Origin of the sequence: Flavobacterium rhizophilum, from assembly GCF_046000485.1 — a bacterium.
Classification (GTDB): Bacteria; Bacteroidota; Bacteroidia; order Flavobacteriales; family Flavobacteriaceae; genus Flavobacterium; species Flavobacterium rhizophilum.
This window is the reverse complement of the sequence record NZ_JBELQB010000009.1, coordinates 175,958-193,228: the sequence shown is the minus strand read 5'-3', so window position 1 is coordinate 193,228 and position 17,271 is coordinate 175,958. Positions and strand designations below refer to the sequence as shown.

Here is a 17,271-nt window from a genome sequence, read left to right as displayed (position 1 = left end):
TAGTGCGGATCCTGCTGGGCAGAAACATCCGCCAGGCCGCACAGCGCAACAAGCGCCGCTAGGTATATTTTCTTCATAAAAAGTAATTTTTAGTAGTGTTTGTATAGTTATTTAGTATAGTTAATGTTGGGGTGAGCAAAACACTTTTTTTGAGTTAGCGCTTTGTTCATGCTGGTTAAAGATAGAAATTTTTGTGATATTTTTATAAGTTGAGTTAAAAATATCATTTTTAGCTGTCAAATACTTAATATTGGTAATGTATTGTAGCTAAACAGTATAGAGGTAGCTGTATAGGTGTGAACTGTCTGGTAGTTCTAATTTTGCAGCTATACGTTCCTTACGTTTGCGGCAGGCTTCCACAGTAATGTTAAGCATTGAGGCTATTTCCTTCGTGCTAAGATTCATGTATACATAGCATATAAATCTTACATCGTTTGCATTTAGTGAAGGGTGGATTGTTTTTAGCCTCGTTATATACCCTTGGTTTACCTCTTCAAAATGGGTAAGGAAGTTTTCCCATTCGTTTTCATCTTTAAGATGGCTTTTAAGGGTTTTTATATGTCCTGCCAGTGCTTCGTTTTTAGAAAGCTCGGGTACTTTTCCCAGTGAGGTAAGTATGTCTTCAAGTATAGTGTTGCGTTGTGACAGGTATAATGCCTTTGCCGATAGTTCCCTGTTGCGTGATTCTATCTCGTTTTTAAGTCGTTCCTGTTCCAGTTTAGCTTTATTCTCCTTATCCTGAATTTGTTTTTCCAGCAGTAGGTTTTCATTTTTTTCCTGCTCCAGTTCCAGTGCTATGGCTTTTTCATTTCTTTCGGCTAACAGTTTTTTCTGCATTAGCTTAACCGACCTGTTTCGGAGTATAAGTACCAGTATTATTACAAGAGCAACGATGGAAGCAATAATACTGTAAAATGTTTTTCTTTCGGTATTTAGTTTTTCCTGGTTTAGGGTTATCTGGTTTTTATAGTCCTGTATTTCGAACTTCACCTTACTGGTCTCAAGTAATTTCCCGTTTTTTATATCGTTAAGTTGTATTTCGGCCCATAAAACCGAGTCTTTATACTGCAGAGCTTTATTGTATACCTTATCCTTATAATAGATGCTTGCCAGTAATGCGTATACTGCTTTTTTGTTTTCAAGATTTGGGTTTTCGCTAAGTATTTTATTAGCGGCAATTATGGCCTGAGTATATTTTTCTTCCTTTAAATAGCTTTTTACAATAATAAGCATAAGTGAAATGCCGGTATCGTTGTAATCCAGGTTATTGGTAGAACGATATAGTTCCTGTGCTTTTTCGCGAGCCAGTGTGGTGTGACCCTTAAGAAGTTCATTTTCTGCCAAACATATTTCTGCCAAAACCAATAAATGGGGTTCCTGTTTTAATAACGGGATTGATTCCATAATGTAGTTTTTGGCTTCTTCCAGCCTGTTGGTTTCATTAGCAACTCCTCCAAGGTTCATGGCATAAAGCCCTATTTTGAGCGAGTCTTTTTTTTCTTTGGCTATTTTATAGGCTTTTTTAAAGTACTCTTCGGCCTTCTCAAAATTCTTTTCCTTAGTGTAAATAATGGCAATGTTGTTAAGTACTACCATTTCATGCTGAGGATCCAGTTCTTTAACTGCTATGGTATAGCTTTCCAGATAATAGTTAAGCGCTTCACCATAATCAAGCATGGTGAAATAGTTAGCGCCTATGTTATTTGTGGCAAGGAAAACCTGTTCATGCCAGTGGTTTTTCTCAGCGAGGTTTCGCGCTTCGGTTAGTAGTTCTAACGATTTTACATGCTCTTTTTTCCACATCGCATCAACTCCTTTTTTGATAAGTGAGTCACAATGCTGTATAGTGTTTGCCGAAAGGTTTATGGCAAACAGGAGCATAAGTAACAGGTAAAGGTTGATATGGTTTTTCTTTTTAAGCATTAGTGAGTAATGGTAATGTGGGTAATTTCTTCAAATATAAATATATAATTAATGCAAATAAAAAAGCTCCTCCTTAAAAGGAGAAGCTTTAACGTATATCGAATAAATAAATGTTTAGATTTTACCCGAAGCTTTCAGGTTACGCTCAATTGTATGGCTAGGGCGTGTCCATTTTGGTTTCTCGCCCATTGCTGCAAATTCAGACTCTTGTGCTTCAACCGTTTTTGGCTGAGATTTTTTAGCGAATGGTTTTTGAGGGATAAGTCCAAGCATTTCAAACATTTTCATGTCTTCGTTTACATCCGGGTTAGGGGTTGTAAGCAGCTTATCTCCTGCAAAAATAGAATTGGCACCTGCAAAGAAACACATTGCCTGACCTTCTCTCGACATTTGAGTTCTTCCGGCAGAAAGCCTAACCTGAGTTAAAGGCATTACGATACGGGTAGTAGCTACCATTCTGATCATATCCCAAATCTCAACAGGTTTTTCATCTTCAAGCGGAGTACCGTCTACAGCTACAAGGGCATTGATGGGAACAGATTCTGGTTGTGGGCTTAATGAAGCAAGGGCAACAAGCATTCCGGCTCTGTCCTCAACACTTTCTCCCATACCAATAATACCACCGCTACATACGGTAACATTTGTTTTTCTTACGTTATCAATAGTTTGAAGCCTGTCTTCGTATCCTCTTGTAGAGATAACTTCTTTATAGTATTCTTCAGAAGTATCAAGGTTATGGTTGTATGCATATAAACCGGCTTCGGCAAGACGTTGTGCCTGATTTTCGGTAATCATACCCAGCGTACAGCAAACCTCCATATCCAGTTTATTAATGGTTCTAACCATTTCAAGTACCTGGTCAAATTCAGGTCCGTCTTTTACGTTACGCCATGCAGCACCCATACATACTCTTGATGATCCGCTGGATTTGGCACGTAATGCCTGAGCCTTCACTTGTGAAACAGTCATAAGATCGTTTCCTTCAATATCTGTATGGTAACGTGCAGCCTGAGGGCAGTAACCGCAATCTTCAGGGCAGCCACCTGTTTTAATTGATAACAGTGTAGATACCTGTACTACATTAGGGTCATGAAATTGTCTGTGAGCCGTTGCTGCTTCATACAGCAGGTCCATTAATGGTTTGTTATATAGGGCAATGATTTCTTCCTTCGTCCAGTCGTGTCTAATTGTATTCATAACGGAATTTTAAAGTTGGTTCAAAAGTAGCAAATTCCGTTATAACAACCGAAAAAACACTTTAAACTTTACTTAGTTATGATTCAGGTCGTCTACTTTGTTGATTTTTTCTACTTTATCTTTCCAAAACTGCATTAGTGTAAACGATACTATAGCACTGGCTGCAAGCCCTTCGATAAATAGTCCGATACAGAATTGGTATAGCGATGGAGTACCTCCAAAAATGTAGTGTTTTACAAATGTATGGATGTATTCTTCGCCACCTCTTGCGTTGGCATAGGCGATAAATGCAAATATGGTTAGTATTAAACTGGTAAATGCTGTAAAAAAAGCCGAACTCAGATTAGTGAAGTAGCCGTCTATATGATCTTCATAATCCTGTTTAATGGTTCTGTTTACACCATATATCACAAAAATGAAGTTTACCAGTCTAAGGTAAATTTTATCTCCAAGCCCCAATTTTTCCATTAAAAGGAAAAATAAGCCAATACCTATAAAAATAATGATACCATTAATTATTATTCTTGAAACTTTCATAGCCTTGTGTTTTATTCGTTAATTAATTTCTTTACAGTCTTATGGCTTTTTTAAGTGTATTTTCTTTCAAAAGTTTGTAAGACAGTGGTTAACTCAATCTCTTATCGAATTTACTAATTAAAACATGAAAAATTAAAAGAATTAATAAAATTTTAATACAATAAATATGACTGTTTTAAAATTTGGTTAAAATTGTTGACTACGAAGTTTATTGCTCGTCTTCATGAAGCAATATCCAGTCGTTATGGAAGAAATAGTCCCATTTAGCTTCGCCTAAATCAACATCAGGGTTAATAAGTTTTTTCATTGGCGCTCCATTTACTCCGGCAGAAGTATTGGCATAAACAGCAACATCCCTGCCCATTTCTTTAAACTCCTTTTTTATACGTTGGGCAAACTGCCAAATCATATCGGGTTTAGTGCGCATACTGTTAAACTGCTTAGAGGTAAGTTTGCTGTTTATATTATAAAAAATAGTTTGGTTCGTTTTTTTGTCTACCACTTTAAAGCGGGTATATCCGTTTCGGGTGCGCAACATCATTCGCCAGCTTAGGCGGTGACCTTCTTCGGTCCAAAAAACATCGCCTTTAATAAAGTGATGTCTTATAGGTAGTAATAGTTGTATAATTAAATAGGGTATAAAAAAGTAATACAGGGTACTCTTATATTCCTGTCCTGTCTCTTGAGTAGTGACCTGTGGTTTCTTTTTAAAGAACAGCGAACGCATTTTTTCCGGAGGATAAAAGAAAACAGCAAAACTCAGCGCAAAATAAGGGAATATGCCTATTTGTAATGTGATGGAATTAAAGATGTGAAATATTAGTGATGCTATAAAGGCCCACGTTCTGGTTTTTTTGAAAAGCAGTAACGGGACAATCAGTAAATCAAAAGCGATACCGGCATAAGCAATAAACATATAGAACCATTTTTGGGTAAAAATGTCGTGTAATGCTTCGTTTTTAACCGATCTGTCTAATAGGTTTTTGGTAAAGGTGCCGTCCAGCCAGTCAGGGTAGAATTTAGCAATGGTGGCAAAAAAATACACTATGGCAACCTGTACTATCATTACCCAAGAGCACCATGCGGGCATGGTTAGGCTTTTTATATCGGGGTTTTGTTTGGCGTCGAGAGAGGCATAAGTGTTTGCAGGTAAAAACCACATTATTATACAAACCAGTAATAACAGGTAATAATGGTTGTTATATGAAGTCTTTTGCATAAAGTAAACTCCGGCCCACATTATAGTAAATACACCAAGAGTCCATCGGTATTTGTAGCCCAGCATAACAAGCAGGCCTAGTACTCCCATAGTGATAAAATAGTAGTACATGCCATAGCCGGGTAGGGGCTGAAGCCAGTCCATACCTATGTGATTAAAGGTGAACTGAACATCGATGAAATTTTCTTTTACCCACCCTGTGAGGATGGCGCCAATAGTTTCGCAGGCAAGCAGAAAGCCGAAAAATATTCTGAATATAATAAGAGGGCTATTGTCTATTTGCTGGAAAAGGCGTGGTTTCATGACAGTTTGGTGGCGATATATTCTAAAGATGTTTTTTGGTCTTCCTTGAGTTGTTCTTTTAGGTGGTTAACGCTTGGGAACTTTATTTCATTGCGTATCTTATAATGAATATTTACTCTTATTTCCTGATTGTACAGGTCACTGTTAAAATCAAAGAAATGGACCTCTATGGATTCGGCTACACTACCCACTGTAGGGTTGTTGCCTATATTCATCATTCCGTATACCGTTTTGCCTGCTATTTCGGAAGATACTACATATACACCTTTGTCCGGTATTAATTTATAGCTCTCGGTAATGTTGATGTTAGCGGTAGGAAAGCCTATGGTTCGGCCCAGCTGTTTTCCTTTAACAACCTTTCCGGTAAGGAAATAAGGGTAGCCTAAATACCTGTTTGCGGTTTCAAGATAACCGGCATTTAGGGCATTGCGTATTTTGGTAGAGCTTACGGATACTTCATTAATTTCGAGTGCTGAAATTTGTTCTACCTCAAAATTATATTCCTCACCATATTGTATAAGGTCGTTTATATCGGCAGTCCTGTTTCGTCCGAAACGGTGGTCGTATCCTATTATTATTTTCCTGACCATAAACTTGTCTACCAGTATGTTTTTTACAAACTCTTCGGCAGTTAGTCTTGAAAAGGCATGGTCAAAAGGGTGTATAATAAGGTTGTCTATACCGTGTTGCTCCAGCAGCATAGCCTTTTCCTTAATTGTATTAAGCAGTTTTATGTCTGTATTTTGCTGCAAAACCATCCGCGGATGCGGAAAAAAAGTAAGCAGTACACTTTCACAACCTGTATTTTTACTGCTTGAGGTTATTTTCTCAAGAATACTCTTGTGTCCTTTATGCACTCCGTCAAAAGTACCAAGGGTTACAATAGTAGGTGTGTTAGTAGTGAATTCCTGTATAGAGTTGAATATTTTCAAAGGCTAATAGTTATAATTAGCAAATTTAATAAGATTAGTTAATTATGAATTACTGATTTGAATTTATTTAAAATAAGTCGTTTTTTTTAGGTTAAAATTCAATATTAACATTTTTTCAATGCTAAAACGCTAATTTTTAGGCTTATTAATTGCTATATTTGTCGGCTATGATAAAAATACTACTACTACAATGACAAAAAAACTATTAATTTCCATGATAGTCATAATGCAAACACTTTGTGGCTATTCGCAATCGAATTTTTGGAGTGAAGTATCTGAAGAGCGTGTAGCTCCTTTAGAAAAATCAGATCGTACTGATATGCCTGCAGAGTACGGACTGTATCATCTTAACTTCGAGGCTATGAAAAATGTTCTTGCTACTGCCCCGTCAAGGAAAGACTTAACGACATCAAACGTTGTTGTTTATTTTCCTACGCCAGAAGGGAAATTGGAAAAATTTATTATTTACGAAGCATCTGTGATGCAACCTGGTCTTGCGGCAAAATATCCTGGTATACGCTCGTATGTTGGTAAGGGTATAGATAATCCTTCAACAATGATCCGTTTCAGTACTACACTTTTTGGATTACACTCAATGGCTTTTACAACTAACGGTACTTATTATATTGATACTTATACTAAAGACCTTCAAAACTATATAGTGTATAATAAATCCAGTCTTCCTGTAGGAAGCAGGTCTTTTAGTTGTGATGCTCCTGACGCAGATATGCCGGCACAGTTTGGTGCTAAGTTTACGCCTAAAAATGTACTGGCAGATGATGGTACTTTAAGAACTTACAGACTTGCAATGACCTGTACTTATTCTTATGCGCTTTTCCATATGCAGGCTGCAGGTGTTACCTCAGGAACAACTTCACAAAAGAAAGAAGCTGTTCTTGCTGCTATGAATGTTACAATGACAAGGGTAAATGGTATTTATGAGAGAGATGCTGCTGTTACAATGGAGATAATAGACAGTAATGATGATATAATTTTTGTTACAAATGCAACCGATCCGTTTTCTGGTGAAAGCGGCGGAATTCTTTTAGACGAAGTGCAGGATGTGATTGATAACGGAGTAGGTTTTTCAAACTACGATATAGGTCACGTTGTGAGTACAGGCGGAGGAGGTATTGCTCAGCTGGGATGTGTTTGTACATCAAGCAAGGCTCGTGGTGTTACAGGTAGTGCTGCTCCTGTGGGTGATTCTTATGATGTTGATTATGTTGCTCACGAAATGGGGCACCAGTTTAGTGCTACACACACATTTAATGCAAGTGGTGGAGGTACAGGGAGTTGTAATGGTAACAGATCAGGGTTTACTGCTGTTGAGCCTGGTAGCGGTACTACTATTATGGGGTATGCCGGTATATGTGCTAATGCCGATGTGCAACAGCACTCAGACGACTATTTCCATGCGGCAAGCTTAGTACAGATATTTGATTTTGTTAGTAATTCAGCAACTTGTGCAGTGGAGACACCTAACAATAATACTGCTCCTGAAATTGATGCTTTTGATCAGCCTTCATACTACATTCCTGCTACTACAGCATATGTTTTAAGAGGTAATGCTACAGATGCAGATGGTGATGCTCTTACTTATTGCTGGGAAGAAACCGATGCTAATGGTACAGCTACTACAGGTTCGCCAAGCCCTATTTCGAGTTCTGGTCCGTTATATAGATCTTTAAGTCCTACAGAGTCTTCTGTAAGATATATGCCTAGCTTTAGCAGTGTGTTAGCAAATAACCTGACACCAACATGGGAGGTTACACCAGTTGTAGCAAGAACACTTAATTTTGCGCTTACTGTAAGAGATAATGCTATACCAAACGGAGGACAAACTGCAAGACGTAATTTACAGGTGTCTGTTTTAAGTTCTGCGGGTCCGTTTAAGGTTACTTCTCAAGACGAATTTAATGTTGCATGGCAAACAGGTACCAGCCAAACTGTTACCTGGGATGTGGCCGGTACTGATAGTGGTCTTATCAATGTGTCTAATGTTAATATTTTATTGTCTACAGATGGAGGTGCAACATTTGAAATGCTTGTTGAAAACACTCCAAATGACGGTTCAGAGTCATTCACTGTTCCTACAGATACTCCTCTTGCTACAAACTGTAGAGTTTTAGTTGAGGCTGTAGGTAATATTTTTTATGCTGTGAATTTAAGAGGATTTACTATTACTGATATTGCAGGCGTTGAAGATTTTGGTCTTGACGGTTTTACACTTTATCCAAACCCTAACAATGGTAGCTTTACTGTACAGTTTAATTCTGATTCTACAAATGATATCAACATTGCAGTTTACGATATGAGAGGCAGACAGATATTTGGTAATGTATATACCAATACAGGTTTAATCTCTAAAGAGCTTAATCTGCAGGGAATACAATCCGGAGTTTATCTTGTAAACGTTCAGGATGGCAGCAGAAAAGAAGTGAAAAGAATAGTGGTTCAATAATCACTATTTAACATATACAAAAAAGGCGCTTATTATAATAAGCGCCTTTTTTTATTTTATATCAGCTATAATGATATTGGTTTTTTGATTTTCAATAACTTTAGGTACGGTTATAATCACTTTGCCGTCCCTGTATTCGGCATAACCGTCTTTTACCTCATAATATCCTGCTACACCTTTACAGTAGCAAAATACTCCAAACAACATTTTGATTTCACTGTCTTTATTTAAAGAGGCTATATCACTGTTAGTTTCAATAATAACCTCTTCACTGTAAAAGTCATCTTGTGCACGTGGATCTGATTTTTTGTTGTATTTGTACGTTAAAATACTTTTGCCTTCATGGCTGGTCATATTATAACGCATTTTGCCTACCCCGTCTTCAACCAGAGTCATGCTGCTGTCTTTTGCTACTACAAAAGTGCAGTCCCCGTTTGCAGGGCATTCACTTTGCAGGTTATATTTGCCTGATTGTAAAAGAGTTTTTTGACTTCCGCATGCAACAAGCACAACGGCAAAAGCTAAAGCTATAGTAAGTTTTTTCATAGTCTTATTTTAGTTTATAAAAACAAACTTTACGCCAAATTACATATTAATGGCTAAAACACTGGTGTAATTAGGAATTATTTACCATTAAAAGTATTCATGGTATTGTTTAGTCCGGCTAGGGCAAACGATTTAATAGCTTCGCATGCTACATCCAGTCTTTCAGAGAGTTTTGCTTTTTCTTCTTCACTCCATTCGCCTAAAACATAGTCTACCTGCTGTCCTTTTTTAAACTCATCGCTTATACCGAAACGAAAGCGCGGGTATTCTACCGAATTAAGTATCTGCTGTATGTTTTTAAGTCCGTTATGGCCTCCGTCACTACCTTTCGCTTTCATTCTTATTGTTCCGAAAGGAAGGTTAAGGTCATCGGTAACCACAAGCAGGTTTTCTTTAGGGATGTTTTCTTTATCCATCCAGTATTTAATGGCCTTGCCGCTTAGGTTCATGTAAGTGTTAGGTTTTAGCAGGAAAAGGGTTCTTCCTTTTACCTTTACCTGTGCCAGAGCCCCCAGTTTAGCGGTTTCAAACGATTCTCCTTCCTGTTGCGCGAGCCTGTCTACTACTTTAAAACCAATATTGTGGCGTGTGTTTACATATTCGGCACCTATATTGCCCAGGCCTGCTATAAGATATTTTTTCATAGGATCGGTAGTGTCTACTGTCGTATTTTGTTTAAAAAGGTTTGTAAGCCATTTCATGGTTCAAAAATAGCTAATAACCAGAATAAAAAAAAGCGTCCTGTGTAGGACGCTTTTCTGTATGATAGAAGATTATTATTTTTTCTTCTTTGTAGCTTCTTTTGCAGCTTTTGCAGCTTCCTGAGCAGCTTTCATTGCAGCACGTGAAATTCTTACCTGTGCAACAACAGTGTTGTCCGGGTGAAGTAACTTGAAGTTATCTGAAGGAACTTCAGTAACATAAAGTTTGTTACCCATTTCAAGGTTAGTGATATCTGCTTCAACGAAGTCAGGAAGGTTAGTAGGTAAAGCTCTAACTTTAAGTTTACGTTGGTTAAGACGTAAAACACCACCAGCCATAACACCTTTAGAGTTACCAATAACTTTAACCGGTACTTCCATAGTGATTTCTTTATCATCATGTAGTTGATAGAAGTCCATGTGAAGGATTTTATCACTTACAGGGTGGAACTGGATATCCTGTAGGATAGCGTTGTAAGTTTTACCGTTAAGGTCAATTACTACAGTGTGTACGTTTGGAGTGTAAACAAGGTTTTTAAATGCCTTTTCTTCTGCAGTAAAGTGTACTGGCTGATCTCCTCCGTATAACACGCAAGGTACCATTCCAGCATTACGTGCCGCACGCGTTGCCGCTTTGCCCACGCTTTCTCTTTCAGATCCTTTGATCGTAATTGATTTCATTTGTGAAATATATTAATTAATAAAAATAAATTACATTAAAAATTTACCGCTTATTGAGTTGTTGCTGTTTACTTTATGCATTACATCAGCAAACAGTTCAGCACACGTAACTACGCGTATTTTATTACTCTCTTTTTTAAGCGGAATACTGTCGGTAACAATCAGTTCAAGAAGCTGAGAGTTCTCAATTTTCTCATAAGCACTACCAGACAGTATAGGGTGTGTACATATAGCTCTTACGCTTAATGCACCTCTTTCCATCATCATGTCGGCAGCTTTTGTAAGTGTGCCTCCTGTGTCAACCATATCGTCAACAAGAACAATGTTACGTCCTTTAACATCACCAATAACCTCCATAGTCTCGATAACGTTAGCTTCTCTTCTTTGTTTGTAGCAAATAACTACATCGCTACCTAAGAATTTAGAGTATGCATAAGCCCTTTTTGAACCACCCATATCCGGAGAGGCGATGGTAAGGTTTTCAAGGTTAAGGCTCTTAACGTACGGTAAGAATATTGTAGATGCAAACAGGTGGTCTACCGGTTTTTCGAAGAAGCCCTGAATCTGGTCTGCATGAAGATCCATAGTCATGATTCTTGTAGCACCTGCCGATTCAAGAAGCTTAGCAACCAGTTTAGCTCCTATAGGAACCCTTGGCTTGTCTTTTCTGTCCTGTCTTGCCCATCCAAAGTAAGGTATTACTGCTGTGATATGTCTTGCAGATGCTCTTTTTGCAGCATCTATCATCAGTAATAATTCCATTAGATTGTCTGAACTTGGGAAAGTAGAGCAAACAAGGAAAACACGAAGTCCCCTTATAGACTCTTCAAATGATGGTTGAAATTCACCGTCACTGTACTCTGAAAAGGTAACTTTACCTAATTCTGCACCGTAACTTTTGGCGATTTTTTCTGCCAGATATACACTGTTAGAACATGAAAATATCTTTGCTTCCGGCTCCATGTATGACATCTTAAATACTTGTTTTGTAGTTATTTAGTGTGTTGTTTTCGTAAACGAGGTGCAAATTTAGGAATTTAATTGAACTCTGGAAGTTTTTTTGGGTTATTTTTCGGCTCAATTGGAATTATTTTTTACATTTGCACCCACAATAACCGTTAATAGCCTGGATGGCGGAATTGGTAGACGCGCACGACTCAAACTCGTGTACTACGGTGTGTGGGTTCGATTCCCACTCCAGGTACAAAAACCCGTTAGCTTCTGGCTTTCGGGTTTTTTTATTGTATTTTCTTTATGACATAAGTTACTATTCCCCAAACCATAAACTGGTTTTCTTCGGTAACCTTTAAGGGTTTGTAAGCCTTATTTTCGGGCATAAGGTATAAGCTGTCGGTTTCGGTTAATAGTCTTTTAACGGTAAATTCACCATCTATAAGGCATACGGCTATTTTTCCGTTTCGGGGTTCCAGGCTGCGGTCTACCACCAGTATGTCGGCATTATTTATACCGGCATCAATCATAGAGTTGCCCGATACCCTTATATAAAAAGTGCTTAGCGGGTTTTTGGAGAGTTCTTTATTAAGATCTATCCTTGTTTCCATAAAATCCTGTGCAGGGGAAGGAAATCCTGCTGATACCCCGTGAGAAACAAATGGTAGTCCGTTTTGACTTTCCATATCGGGTGCATATACATTAAGCGCTCTGTATTTATTACTAACTGTCAACATCTATTTGCAATATTTCGTTAATATTAGTGGTATATTTGGGAGAGAGCATGTTTTGTTTCATGTCCCATGTTTTTTTTTCCTGTGATGCCAGCCGTATTATGCGTTCGCCCATTTTTGCATTTACCCTGTCCAGCATTTTCATTAGGGATATGTGCTTTGGATTTTCATCTATAAATAAATTGAACTGGCGTGTATTTTCGGGTATAAGATCTGATACTATAACCCCGGCTTTTTTAAATTTTATTGTTTCGGTTTCCGGCAGTAAACTTTTTAATAACGATATAGCGGTATTGCTAATTGTAATGCCCGACTGTGTAGCGAAAGGAAGTAATACAGCCCTGCTGTAATAATACTTTTGGCTTTCTGTTTTATGCTTATCTGCCACAAGAGTTACAATAATGGTTTGACAACAGCTTTTTTGTTTTCTCAGTTTTTCGGCAGTGACCATAGCAAAGGTGGTAATACGTTCACGCAGTAAATCAAAGTCGGTTATCTGTTTTGGGAATGTGCGTGTAGTGGCAATGCTTCTTCTTACTTCCGGTACCTGTCCGTCACCAATAGCAGGGTTTCCTTCCAGTTCATACTTAATACGCATACCTACTACGCCCATCTCTTTTCTTATCCAGGGTTCTATATGGGGTAGGGTAAAATCGTAAGCGGTATTTACATTCCTTGCTTTTAGTTTTTTTACGGTTCGGTAACCAATTCCCCAAACGTCTTCTATCTTTATCCACTTTATAGCTTTAAGGCGTTTTTCATTGCTATCAATTACATACACACCTCCTGTTTTTTCCTGATATTTTTTGGCTATCCTATTGGCGACTTTCGATAATGTTTTAGTAGGAGCAATGCCTACGCATATAGGCAACCCTATCCATTTCCAAACCCTTTCTCTCATTTCAACCCCATAAGTATAGAAGTCGTTAACGTTAACACCGTTAAAATCTAAAAAGGCCTCATCTATACTATATACTTCTACATTTGGGGTAAATCCTTCCATGATTTTCATAACCCTTTCGCTTAGGTCGCCATACAGGGGATAATTGGATGAAAAGACCTTTATATTATTTTGCTGTAACAGTTCTCTTATTTTAAATTCAGGTGAGGCCATAGGTACACCAAGAGCCTTCGCTTCTTCACTTCTTGATATTATGCATCCGTCGTTATTAGACAGTACAACAACTGGTTTATTTTGCCATTGGGGCTGGAACGCCCTCTCGCAGGAAACGTAAAAGTTATTACAGTCAATTAATGCATACATAGTACAAATTTAGATTATTTTCTTTTATATACGAAAATAATCTTATATGATTTTTGTCTGTCAGTTAAAAAAAGTCTAAAACCCTCATGTATTGGGGTATAACGGGCTTTTATCCGTAAATTTATAGGACAATTAAAAACATATATTATGTCATTATTAAAAGATAAAGTGGCTGTTGTTTCCGGTGCAGGATCGGGGATAGGACGTGCCATTGCAGAAACATATGCCCGCGAAGGCGCAAAGGTTGTAATTACCGATATTAACGAAGCACATGGCGAGGAAACTGTAGCCGCTATTAAGAAGGCCGGAGGAGAGGCTTTTTTCATTAAAGCCGACTCATCTAAGGCCGAGGATAATAAAAAACTTGTTGAGGCTGTTGTGGCTAAATATGGCAGGCTTGATGTAGCCTGTAATAATGCCGGTATGGGTGGTCCTGCCGCGCCAACGGGAGAGTATGATATTGATGGATGGGACAGGGTGATTGCCCTTAACCTTAGCGGAGTGTTTTATGCCTGTCGTTACCAGATTGAGCAGATGATGAAGAATGGTGGGGGAAGTATTGTGAATATTGCTTCTATACACGGTACGGTAGCTGCACCAAACAGTCCGGCATATACTGCCTCTAAACACGGAGTTGTTGGTCTTACCAAAAACATCGCTGCCGAATACGGTCAAAAAAATATTAGGTGTAATGCCGTAGGGCCGGGTTATATTGAAACTCCTTTACTAACAGACCATTTAAATAAGGAAATGATGGAAGCTGTAGCTTCAAAAAGCACTATGAACAGGCTGGGTACTCCGCAGGAGATAGCAGAGCTTGTTACTTTTTTAAGTTCGGAGAAATCTTCTTTTACTACGGGTAGCTATGTTATTGCCGATGGCGGTTATACTTCCATATAATGGAGAGTATATAAAATAAAAATGCCCGTTATTTAACGGGCATTTTTTATATAATTTTGTTATTGAATTGACTATAGGTAACCTAAAACCATGTCTGGGAAAATACCTAACAGGATATTAAGCAGTATTGCAACTACAGCTACAGCTGTATAAGCAAATGGAACTGCCTGTTTTTCTTCGGTGCTTTCTTTTGTATACATAGCAAGGATAAGTTTGAAGTAGTAGCCCACACTTATTATAGAGTTAACTACAGCTATGATAACAATAGCAACCTGTCCGGCTTTTAATGCCTGGCTAAACAGGAAGAATTTGGCAAAGAATCCTGAGAATATAGGAATACCCGCCATAGATAGTAATGCACAGGTAAGTACGGCAGCCATTAACGGGTTTGTTTTACCAAGTCCGTTAAACTTAAAGCTTTCTTCGTTTCTCTTATCACCACAAACACTTATTACTACTGCAAAGGCTGCGATACCCGCTAGGGTATAGGCTGCTGCATAGTAAAATAAAGTACCTGCTGTTACCGGTGGGTTAAGGAATACCATCAACATAAAACCGGCATGTGATATACCAGAGAATGCAAGCATACGCTTAACATTGTTTTGTTTTAATGCTGTAAGGTTACCTACAAACATAGATAAAGCAGAAACTATTATAAGTACGGTTACATAAGTTCCCGGTACTTCAAGGTTAATACCTCTCATTAGTTTATAAAAGGCAGCCATTGCCGCTACTTTAGCCAGCGTACTCATGGTAGCTGTAGTTAGAGCAGGCGATCCTTCGTATACGTCGGGAGCCCAGAAATGGAATGGTACGGCTGCTATTTTAAATAGTAATCCTATGGTAAGTAATACCACACCAGGGAAAAACCATCCTTTTGCGACACCTGTACTTACAGCTTCATAAATTGCAGCAATGTCAAATGCTCCGGTAGCACCATATATTAAAGCAATACCAAACAGGATAAGACCTGATGCAAACGATCCCATAAGGAAGTATTTCATACCTGCTTCGTTACTGCTAACGTTTTTAGGCTCGCTGGCAGCAAGTACATAAAGTGATATAGATAAAATTTCTATACCAAGGAAGAACATCGCCATATTACCAAAAGAAACCATGGCAACAGCACCTGCAAGCAGGAACAGTTTTATAGAGATAAAATCAGATAACTTGGCTTTGTGCTCCTTATGGAAGTCAGGGCTTAGTGCGACCAAAAATATGGTAAGTACTATAAACAGTGAAGAGAAAAGTGTTCCATAATTATTTTGAATAATCATGTTGTTATAGAACGAACGTTGCTCCATATTTAAATTAGCCACGTGAACACCCGGTATATTTACCAGATTTAGGCACAGTATAGCCAATAGACCGATAATAGTAACCGGTACAATTGCTTTTCTCAGGTTGAAAATTTCAGCTATAAGGCATATAATCCCTAATCCTGCAATAGCTATTAATGTAGTCATTTCTTATCGGGCTTAATTATCTGTTTATTAAATTTAATGTGTTCTCTAGTGCCGGCGTAATAAAGTCTATTATCGGTTTAGGGTATAAACCAAAGAATAATAAAATACCTATTATAGTTACAAATACAAAACCTTCACCAAAAGTAACATCGGCAAACGGCTTAGCATTTTGCTCACCAAGCATTACCTGCTGGAACATTCTAAGCATATAAAATGCACCTAATATAATGGTTGTTCCTCCCAGTACGGCAATCCATATATTGGTTTGTGCCAAACTGTAAAGTAATTCAAACTCTCCAATAAAGTTAAAGGTAGCAGGCAGTGCAACAGAAGCCAGTACCAGTATCATGAACATAGAACTAAAACGCGGAGTTTGTATACGTATACCCCCCATTTCGCTTATTTCGGTAGTATTGTATCTGCGTATGATAATCTCGGCAGCATAAAACAGACCTACTACTACAAAACCGTGGGCAATCATTTGCAGTACTGCGCCTCTTAAACCATCAAGAGTAAGGGTGTAGGCACCTGCAGCTATAAGACCAACGTGTGCAAGTGATGAGTATGCCAGTAATTTTTTAAGATCCTGCTGTTTTAATGCCAAGATTGAACCATAAATAACACCAGCCACACAAAGTATAATAAGTACATGCATGTACTCTTTTGCCGGAGCCGGAGCTATAGGAAGCTGCCATCTTATAATACTGTATATTGCCATTTTAAGCATAATACCCGATAGTAACATTGTGCCTGCAGAAGGTGCTTTTTGATATACGTTTGCCTGCCATGTATGGAAAGGTATAATCGGAATTTTAATAGCATAAGCCAGGAAGAAAGCTAGGAAAATCCAAAATTGCTCTTTGTCTGTAAGGTTTACCCTTACAAGTGCACCGTTTACGAAAGATCCTGTTTTTTGATACAGGTAAATAAATGCCACAAGCATAAATAGTGAACCTGCAAAAGTGTAGATGAAAAATTTAATAACATCTTTTTTTCTGGCTTCGGCTTCACCACCGCCCCAAATAAGGGCAATAAAGTAAATAGGGATTAGCGAAAGTTCCCAGAATATGTAGTATACAAATCCGTCTGCACTTAAAAATGTACCAGCCATAGCAAATGCCATGAAGAGTATAAGCGCGTAAAAAGACTTAGCGTTTTTAAACGTATTTTTTAGTGTTGCAAGTATTATAATTGCTGTTAGCGAGGTTGTAAGCAATACCATTATAAGCGACAGTCCGTCACCAACAAGGCTAATGGATATCATTGGATTTTTAATCCAGTAGGTTACAGAGTTTACGTTTTCGCCATTGTTAAAAAGGTTTACTGTATAAAGCGTGAAAGCAAAAGCTGCGACACCAAATAGCATTGCAACTTTTGAAGCCCATTTATTTCCTGCAAAATAAGTAGCTGCAGCTCCAATCAGTAAAGTGATAAGTATAAATGATACGTCCAT

The 17,271-nt window shown here is 38.1% G+C and carries 15 protein-coding genes and 1 tRNA gene; 3 read left to right on the top strand and 13 right to left on the bottom strand.

The features are described 5' to 3' along the window. Positions 1 to 267: 267 nt before the first annotated feature. The 5 genes from ABS768_RS13050 to ABS768_RS13030 all read right to left on the bottom strand — a co-directional run bounded on the left by ABS768_RS13050 (position 268) and on the right by ABS768_RS13030 (position 6,111). Entirely contained in the window at positions 268 to 1,923 is a 1,656-nt protein-coding gene (locus tag ABS768_RS13050) for a tetratricopeptide repeat protein (RefSeq protein WP_408075396.1), read from the bottom strand. A 114-nt stretch (positions 1,924 to 2,037) separates the two neighbouring features. Then, positions 2,038 to 3,120 (bottom strand): biotin synthase BioB, encoded by a 1,083-nt coding sequence (bioB, locus tag ABS768_RS13045; protein WP_408075395.1) that lies wholly within the window; start codon positions 3,118 to 3,120, stop codon positions 2,038 to 2,040. A 72-nt stretch (positions 3,121 to 3,192) separates the two neighbouring features. Continuing rightward, positions 3,193 to 3,657 carry a hypothetical protein gene (locus ABS768_RS13040; protein ID WP_408075394.1) on the bottom strand — a complete coding sequence of 155 codons (465 nt, stop codon included), beginning with the start codon at positions 3,655 to 3,657 and terminating at the stop codon, positions 3,193 to 3,195. Positions 3,658 to 3,865: 208 nt separating this feature from the next. Then, entirely contained in the window at positions 3,866 to 5,179 is a 1,314-nt protein-coding gene (locus ABS768_RS13035; protein WP_408075393.1) for an HTTM domain-containing protein, read from the bottom strand. Beyond that, on the bottom strand, positions 5,176 to 6,111 hold the full coding sequence (locus ABS768_RS13030; protein ID WP_408075392.1) for a bifunctional riboflavin kinase/FAD synthetase: 936 nt from the start codon (positions 6,109 to 6,111) through the stop codon (positions 5,176 to 5,178). Before ABS768_RS13030 ends, ABS768_RS13035 begins: the two co-directional genes overlap by 4 nt. A 214-nt stretch (positions 6,112 to 6,325) precedes the next feature. On the opposite strand from ABS768_RS13030, the gene ABS768_RS13025 reads away from it, so the two are divergent. Then, entirely contained in the window at positions 6,326 to 8,575 is a 2,250-nt protein-coding gene (locus tag ABS768_RS13025) for a zinc-dependent metalloprotease (RefSeq protein WP_408075391.1), read from the top strand. Between the two features lie 51 nt (positions 8,576 to 8,626). Here ABS768_RS13025 and ABS768_RS13020 read toward each other — a convergent pair whose 3' ends face one another. From ABS768_RS13020 to ABS768_RS13005, 4 genes are all read right to left on the bottom strand, one after another. Then, positions 8,627 to 9,121, bottom strand: a complete 495-nt coding sequence (locus tag ABS768_RS13020; protein WP_408075390.1) for a hypothetical protein — start codon at positions 9,119 to 9,121, stop codon at positions 8,627 to 8,629. Between the two features lie 77 nt (positions 9,122 to 9,198). After that, positions 9,199 to 9,822, bottom strand: a complete 624-nt coding sequence (gene pth, locus ABS768_RS13015) for an aminoacyl-tRNA hydrolase (RefSeq protein ID WP_408075389.1) — start codon at positions 9,820 to 9,822, stop codon at positions 9,199 to 9,201. 75 nt (positions 9,823 to 9,897) lie between these two features. Further along, complete coding sequence (locus ABS768_RS13010) at positions 9,898 to 10,503, bottom strand: 50S ribosomal protein L25/general stress protein Ctc (RefSeq protein WP_408075388.1); 606 nt, start codon at positions 10,501 to 10,503, stop codon at positions 9,898 to 9,900. 30 nt (positions 10,504 to 10,533) lie between these two features. Beyond that, positions 10,534 to 11,475, bottom strand: coding sequence for a ribose-phosphate pyrophosphokinase (locus ABS768_RS13005; RefSeq protein WP_408075387.1), 942 nt, complete (start codon positions 11,473 to 11,475; stop codon positions 10,534 to 10,536). A 152-nt stretch (positions 11,476 to 11,627) separates the two neighbouring features. Here ABS768_RS13005 and ABS768_RS13000 point away from each other — a divergent pair. Next, positions 11,628 to 11,707: transfer RNA gene (locus tag ABS768_RS13000), tRNA-Leu, on the top strand. A gap of 34 nt (positions 11,708 to 11,741) precedes the next feature. Here the strand turns inward: ABS768_RS13000 and ABS768_RS12995 are convergent. Then, positions 11,742 to 12,191 (bottom strand): LexA family protein, encoded by a 450-nt coding sequence (locus tag ABS768_RS12995; protein WP_408075386.1) that lies wholly within the window; start codon positions 12,189 to 12,191, stop codon positions 11,742 to 11,744. Then, entirely contained in the window at positions 12,178 to 13,452 is a 1,275-nt protein-coding gene (locus ABS768_RS12990) for a Y-family DNA polymerase (RefSeq protein WP_408075385.1), read from the bottom strand. The genes ABS768_RS12995 and ABS768_RS12990 overlap by 14 nt, the downstream gene beginning before the upstream one ends. Before the next feature lie 147 nt (positions 13,453 to 13,599). Between ABS768_RS12990 and ABS768_RS12985 the strand changes: the two genes are divergently transcribed. Continuing rightward, a complete protein-coding gene (locus ABS768_RS12985) occupies positions 13,600 to 14,352 on the top strand; it encodes an SDR family NAD(P)-dependent oxidoreductase (protein WP_408075384.1) in 753 nt (250 codons plus the stop codon). A gap of 71 nt (positions 14,353 to 14,423) precedes the next feature. On the opposite strand, the gene ABS768_RS12980 is transcribed toward ABS768_RS12985, so the two are convergent. Beyond that, a complete protein-coding gene (locus ABS768_RS12980; protein ID WP_408075383.1) occupies positions 14,424 to 15,818 on the bottom strand; it encodes an NADH-quinone oxidoreductase subunit N in 1,395 nt (464 codons plus the stop codon). A 16-nt stretch (positions 15,819 to 15,834) separates the two neighbouring features. Further along, positions 15,835 to 17,271, bottom strand: a complete 1,437-nt coding sequence (locus tag ABS768_RS12975; RefSeq protein WP_408075382.1) for a complex I subunit 4 family protein — start codon at positions 17,269 to 17,271, stop codon at positions 15,835 to 15,837.

What these genes read in the sequence shown, in the direction of transcription:
- ABS768_RS13050 (WP_408075396.1), bottom strand. Translation starts at nt 1,923, where the DNA reads ATGCTTAAAAAGAAAAACCATATCAACCTTTACCTGTTACTTATGCTC.
- bioB (WP_408075395.1), bottom strand. Translation starts at nt 3,120, where the DNA reads ATGAATACAATTAGACACGACTGGACGAAGGAAGAAATCATTGCCCTA.
- ABS768_RS13040 (WP_408075394.1), bottom strand. Translation starts at nt 3,657, where the DNA reads ATGAAAGTTTCAAGAATAATAATTAATGGTATCATTATTTTTATAGGT.
- ABS768_RS13035 (WP_408075393.1), bottom strand. Translation starts at nt 5,179, where the DNA reads ATGAAACCACGCCTTTTCCAGCAAATAGACAATAGCCCTCTTATTATA.
- ABS768_RS13025 (WP_408075391.1), top strand. Translation starts at nt 6,326, where the DNA reads ATGATAGTCATAATGCAAACACTTTGTGGCTATTCGCAATCGAATTTT.
- ABS768_RS13020 (WP_408075390.1), bottom strand. Translation starts at nt 9,121, where the DNA reads ATGAAAAAACTTACTATAGCTTTAGCTTTTGCCGTTGTGCTTGTTGCA.
- pth (WP_408075389.1), bottom strand. Translation starts at nt 9,822, where the DNA reads ATGAAATGGCTTACAAACCTTTTTAAACAAAATACGACAGTAGACACT.
- ABS768_RS13010 (WP_408075388.1), bottom strand. Translation starts at nt 10,503, where the DNA reads ATGAAATCAATTACGATCAAAGGATCTGAAAGAGAAAGCGTGGGCAAA.
- ABS768_RS13005 (WP_408075387.1), bottom strand. Translation starts at nt 11,475, where the DNA reads ATGTCATACATGGAGCCGGAAGCAAAGATATTTTCATGTTCTAACAGT.
- ABS768_RS12995 (WP_408075386.1), bottom strand. Translation starts at nt 12,191, where the DNA reads ATGTTGACAGTTAGTAATAAATACAGAGCGCTTAATGTATATGCACCC.
- ABS768_RS12990 (WP_408075385.1), bottom strand. Translation starts at nt 13,452, where the DNA reads ATGTATGCATTAATTGACTGTAATAACTTTTACGTTTCCTGCGAGAGG.
- ABS768_RS12985 (WP_408075384.1), top strand. Translation starts at nt 13,600, where the DNA reads ATGTCATTATTAAAAGATAAAGTGGCTGTTGTTTCCGGTGCAGGATCG.
- ABS768_RS12980 (WP_408075383.1), bottom strand. Translation starts at nt 15,818, where the DNA reads ATGACTACATTAATAGCTATTGCAGGATTAGGGATTATATGCCTTATA.
- ABS768_RS12975 (WP_408075382.1), bottom strand. Translation starts at nt 17,271, where the DNA reads ATGGACGTATCATTTATACTTATCACTTTACTGATTGGAGCTGCAGCT.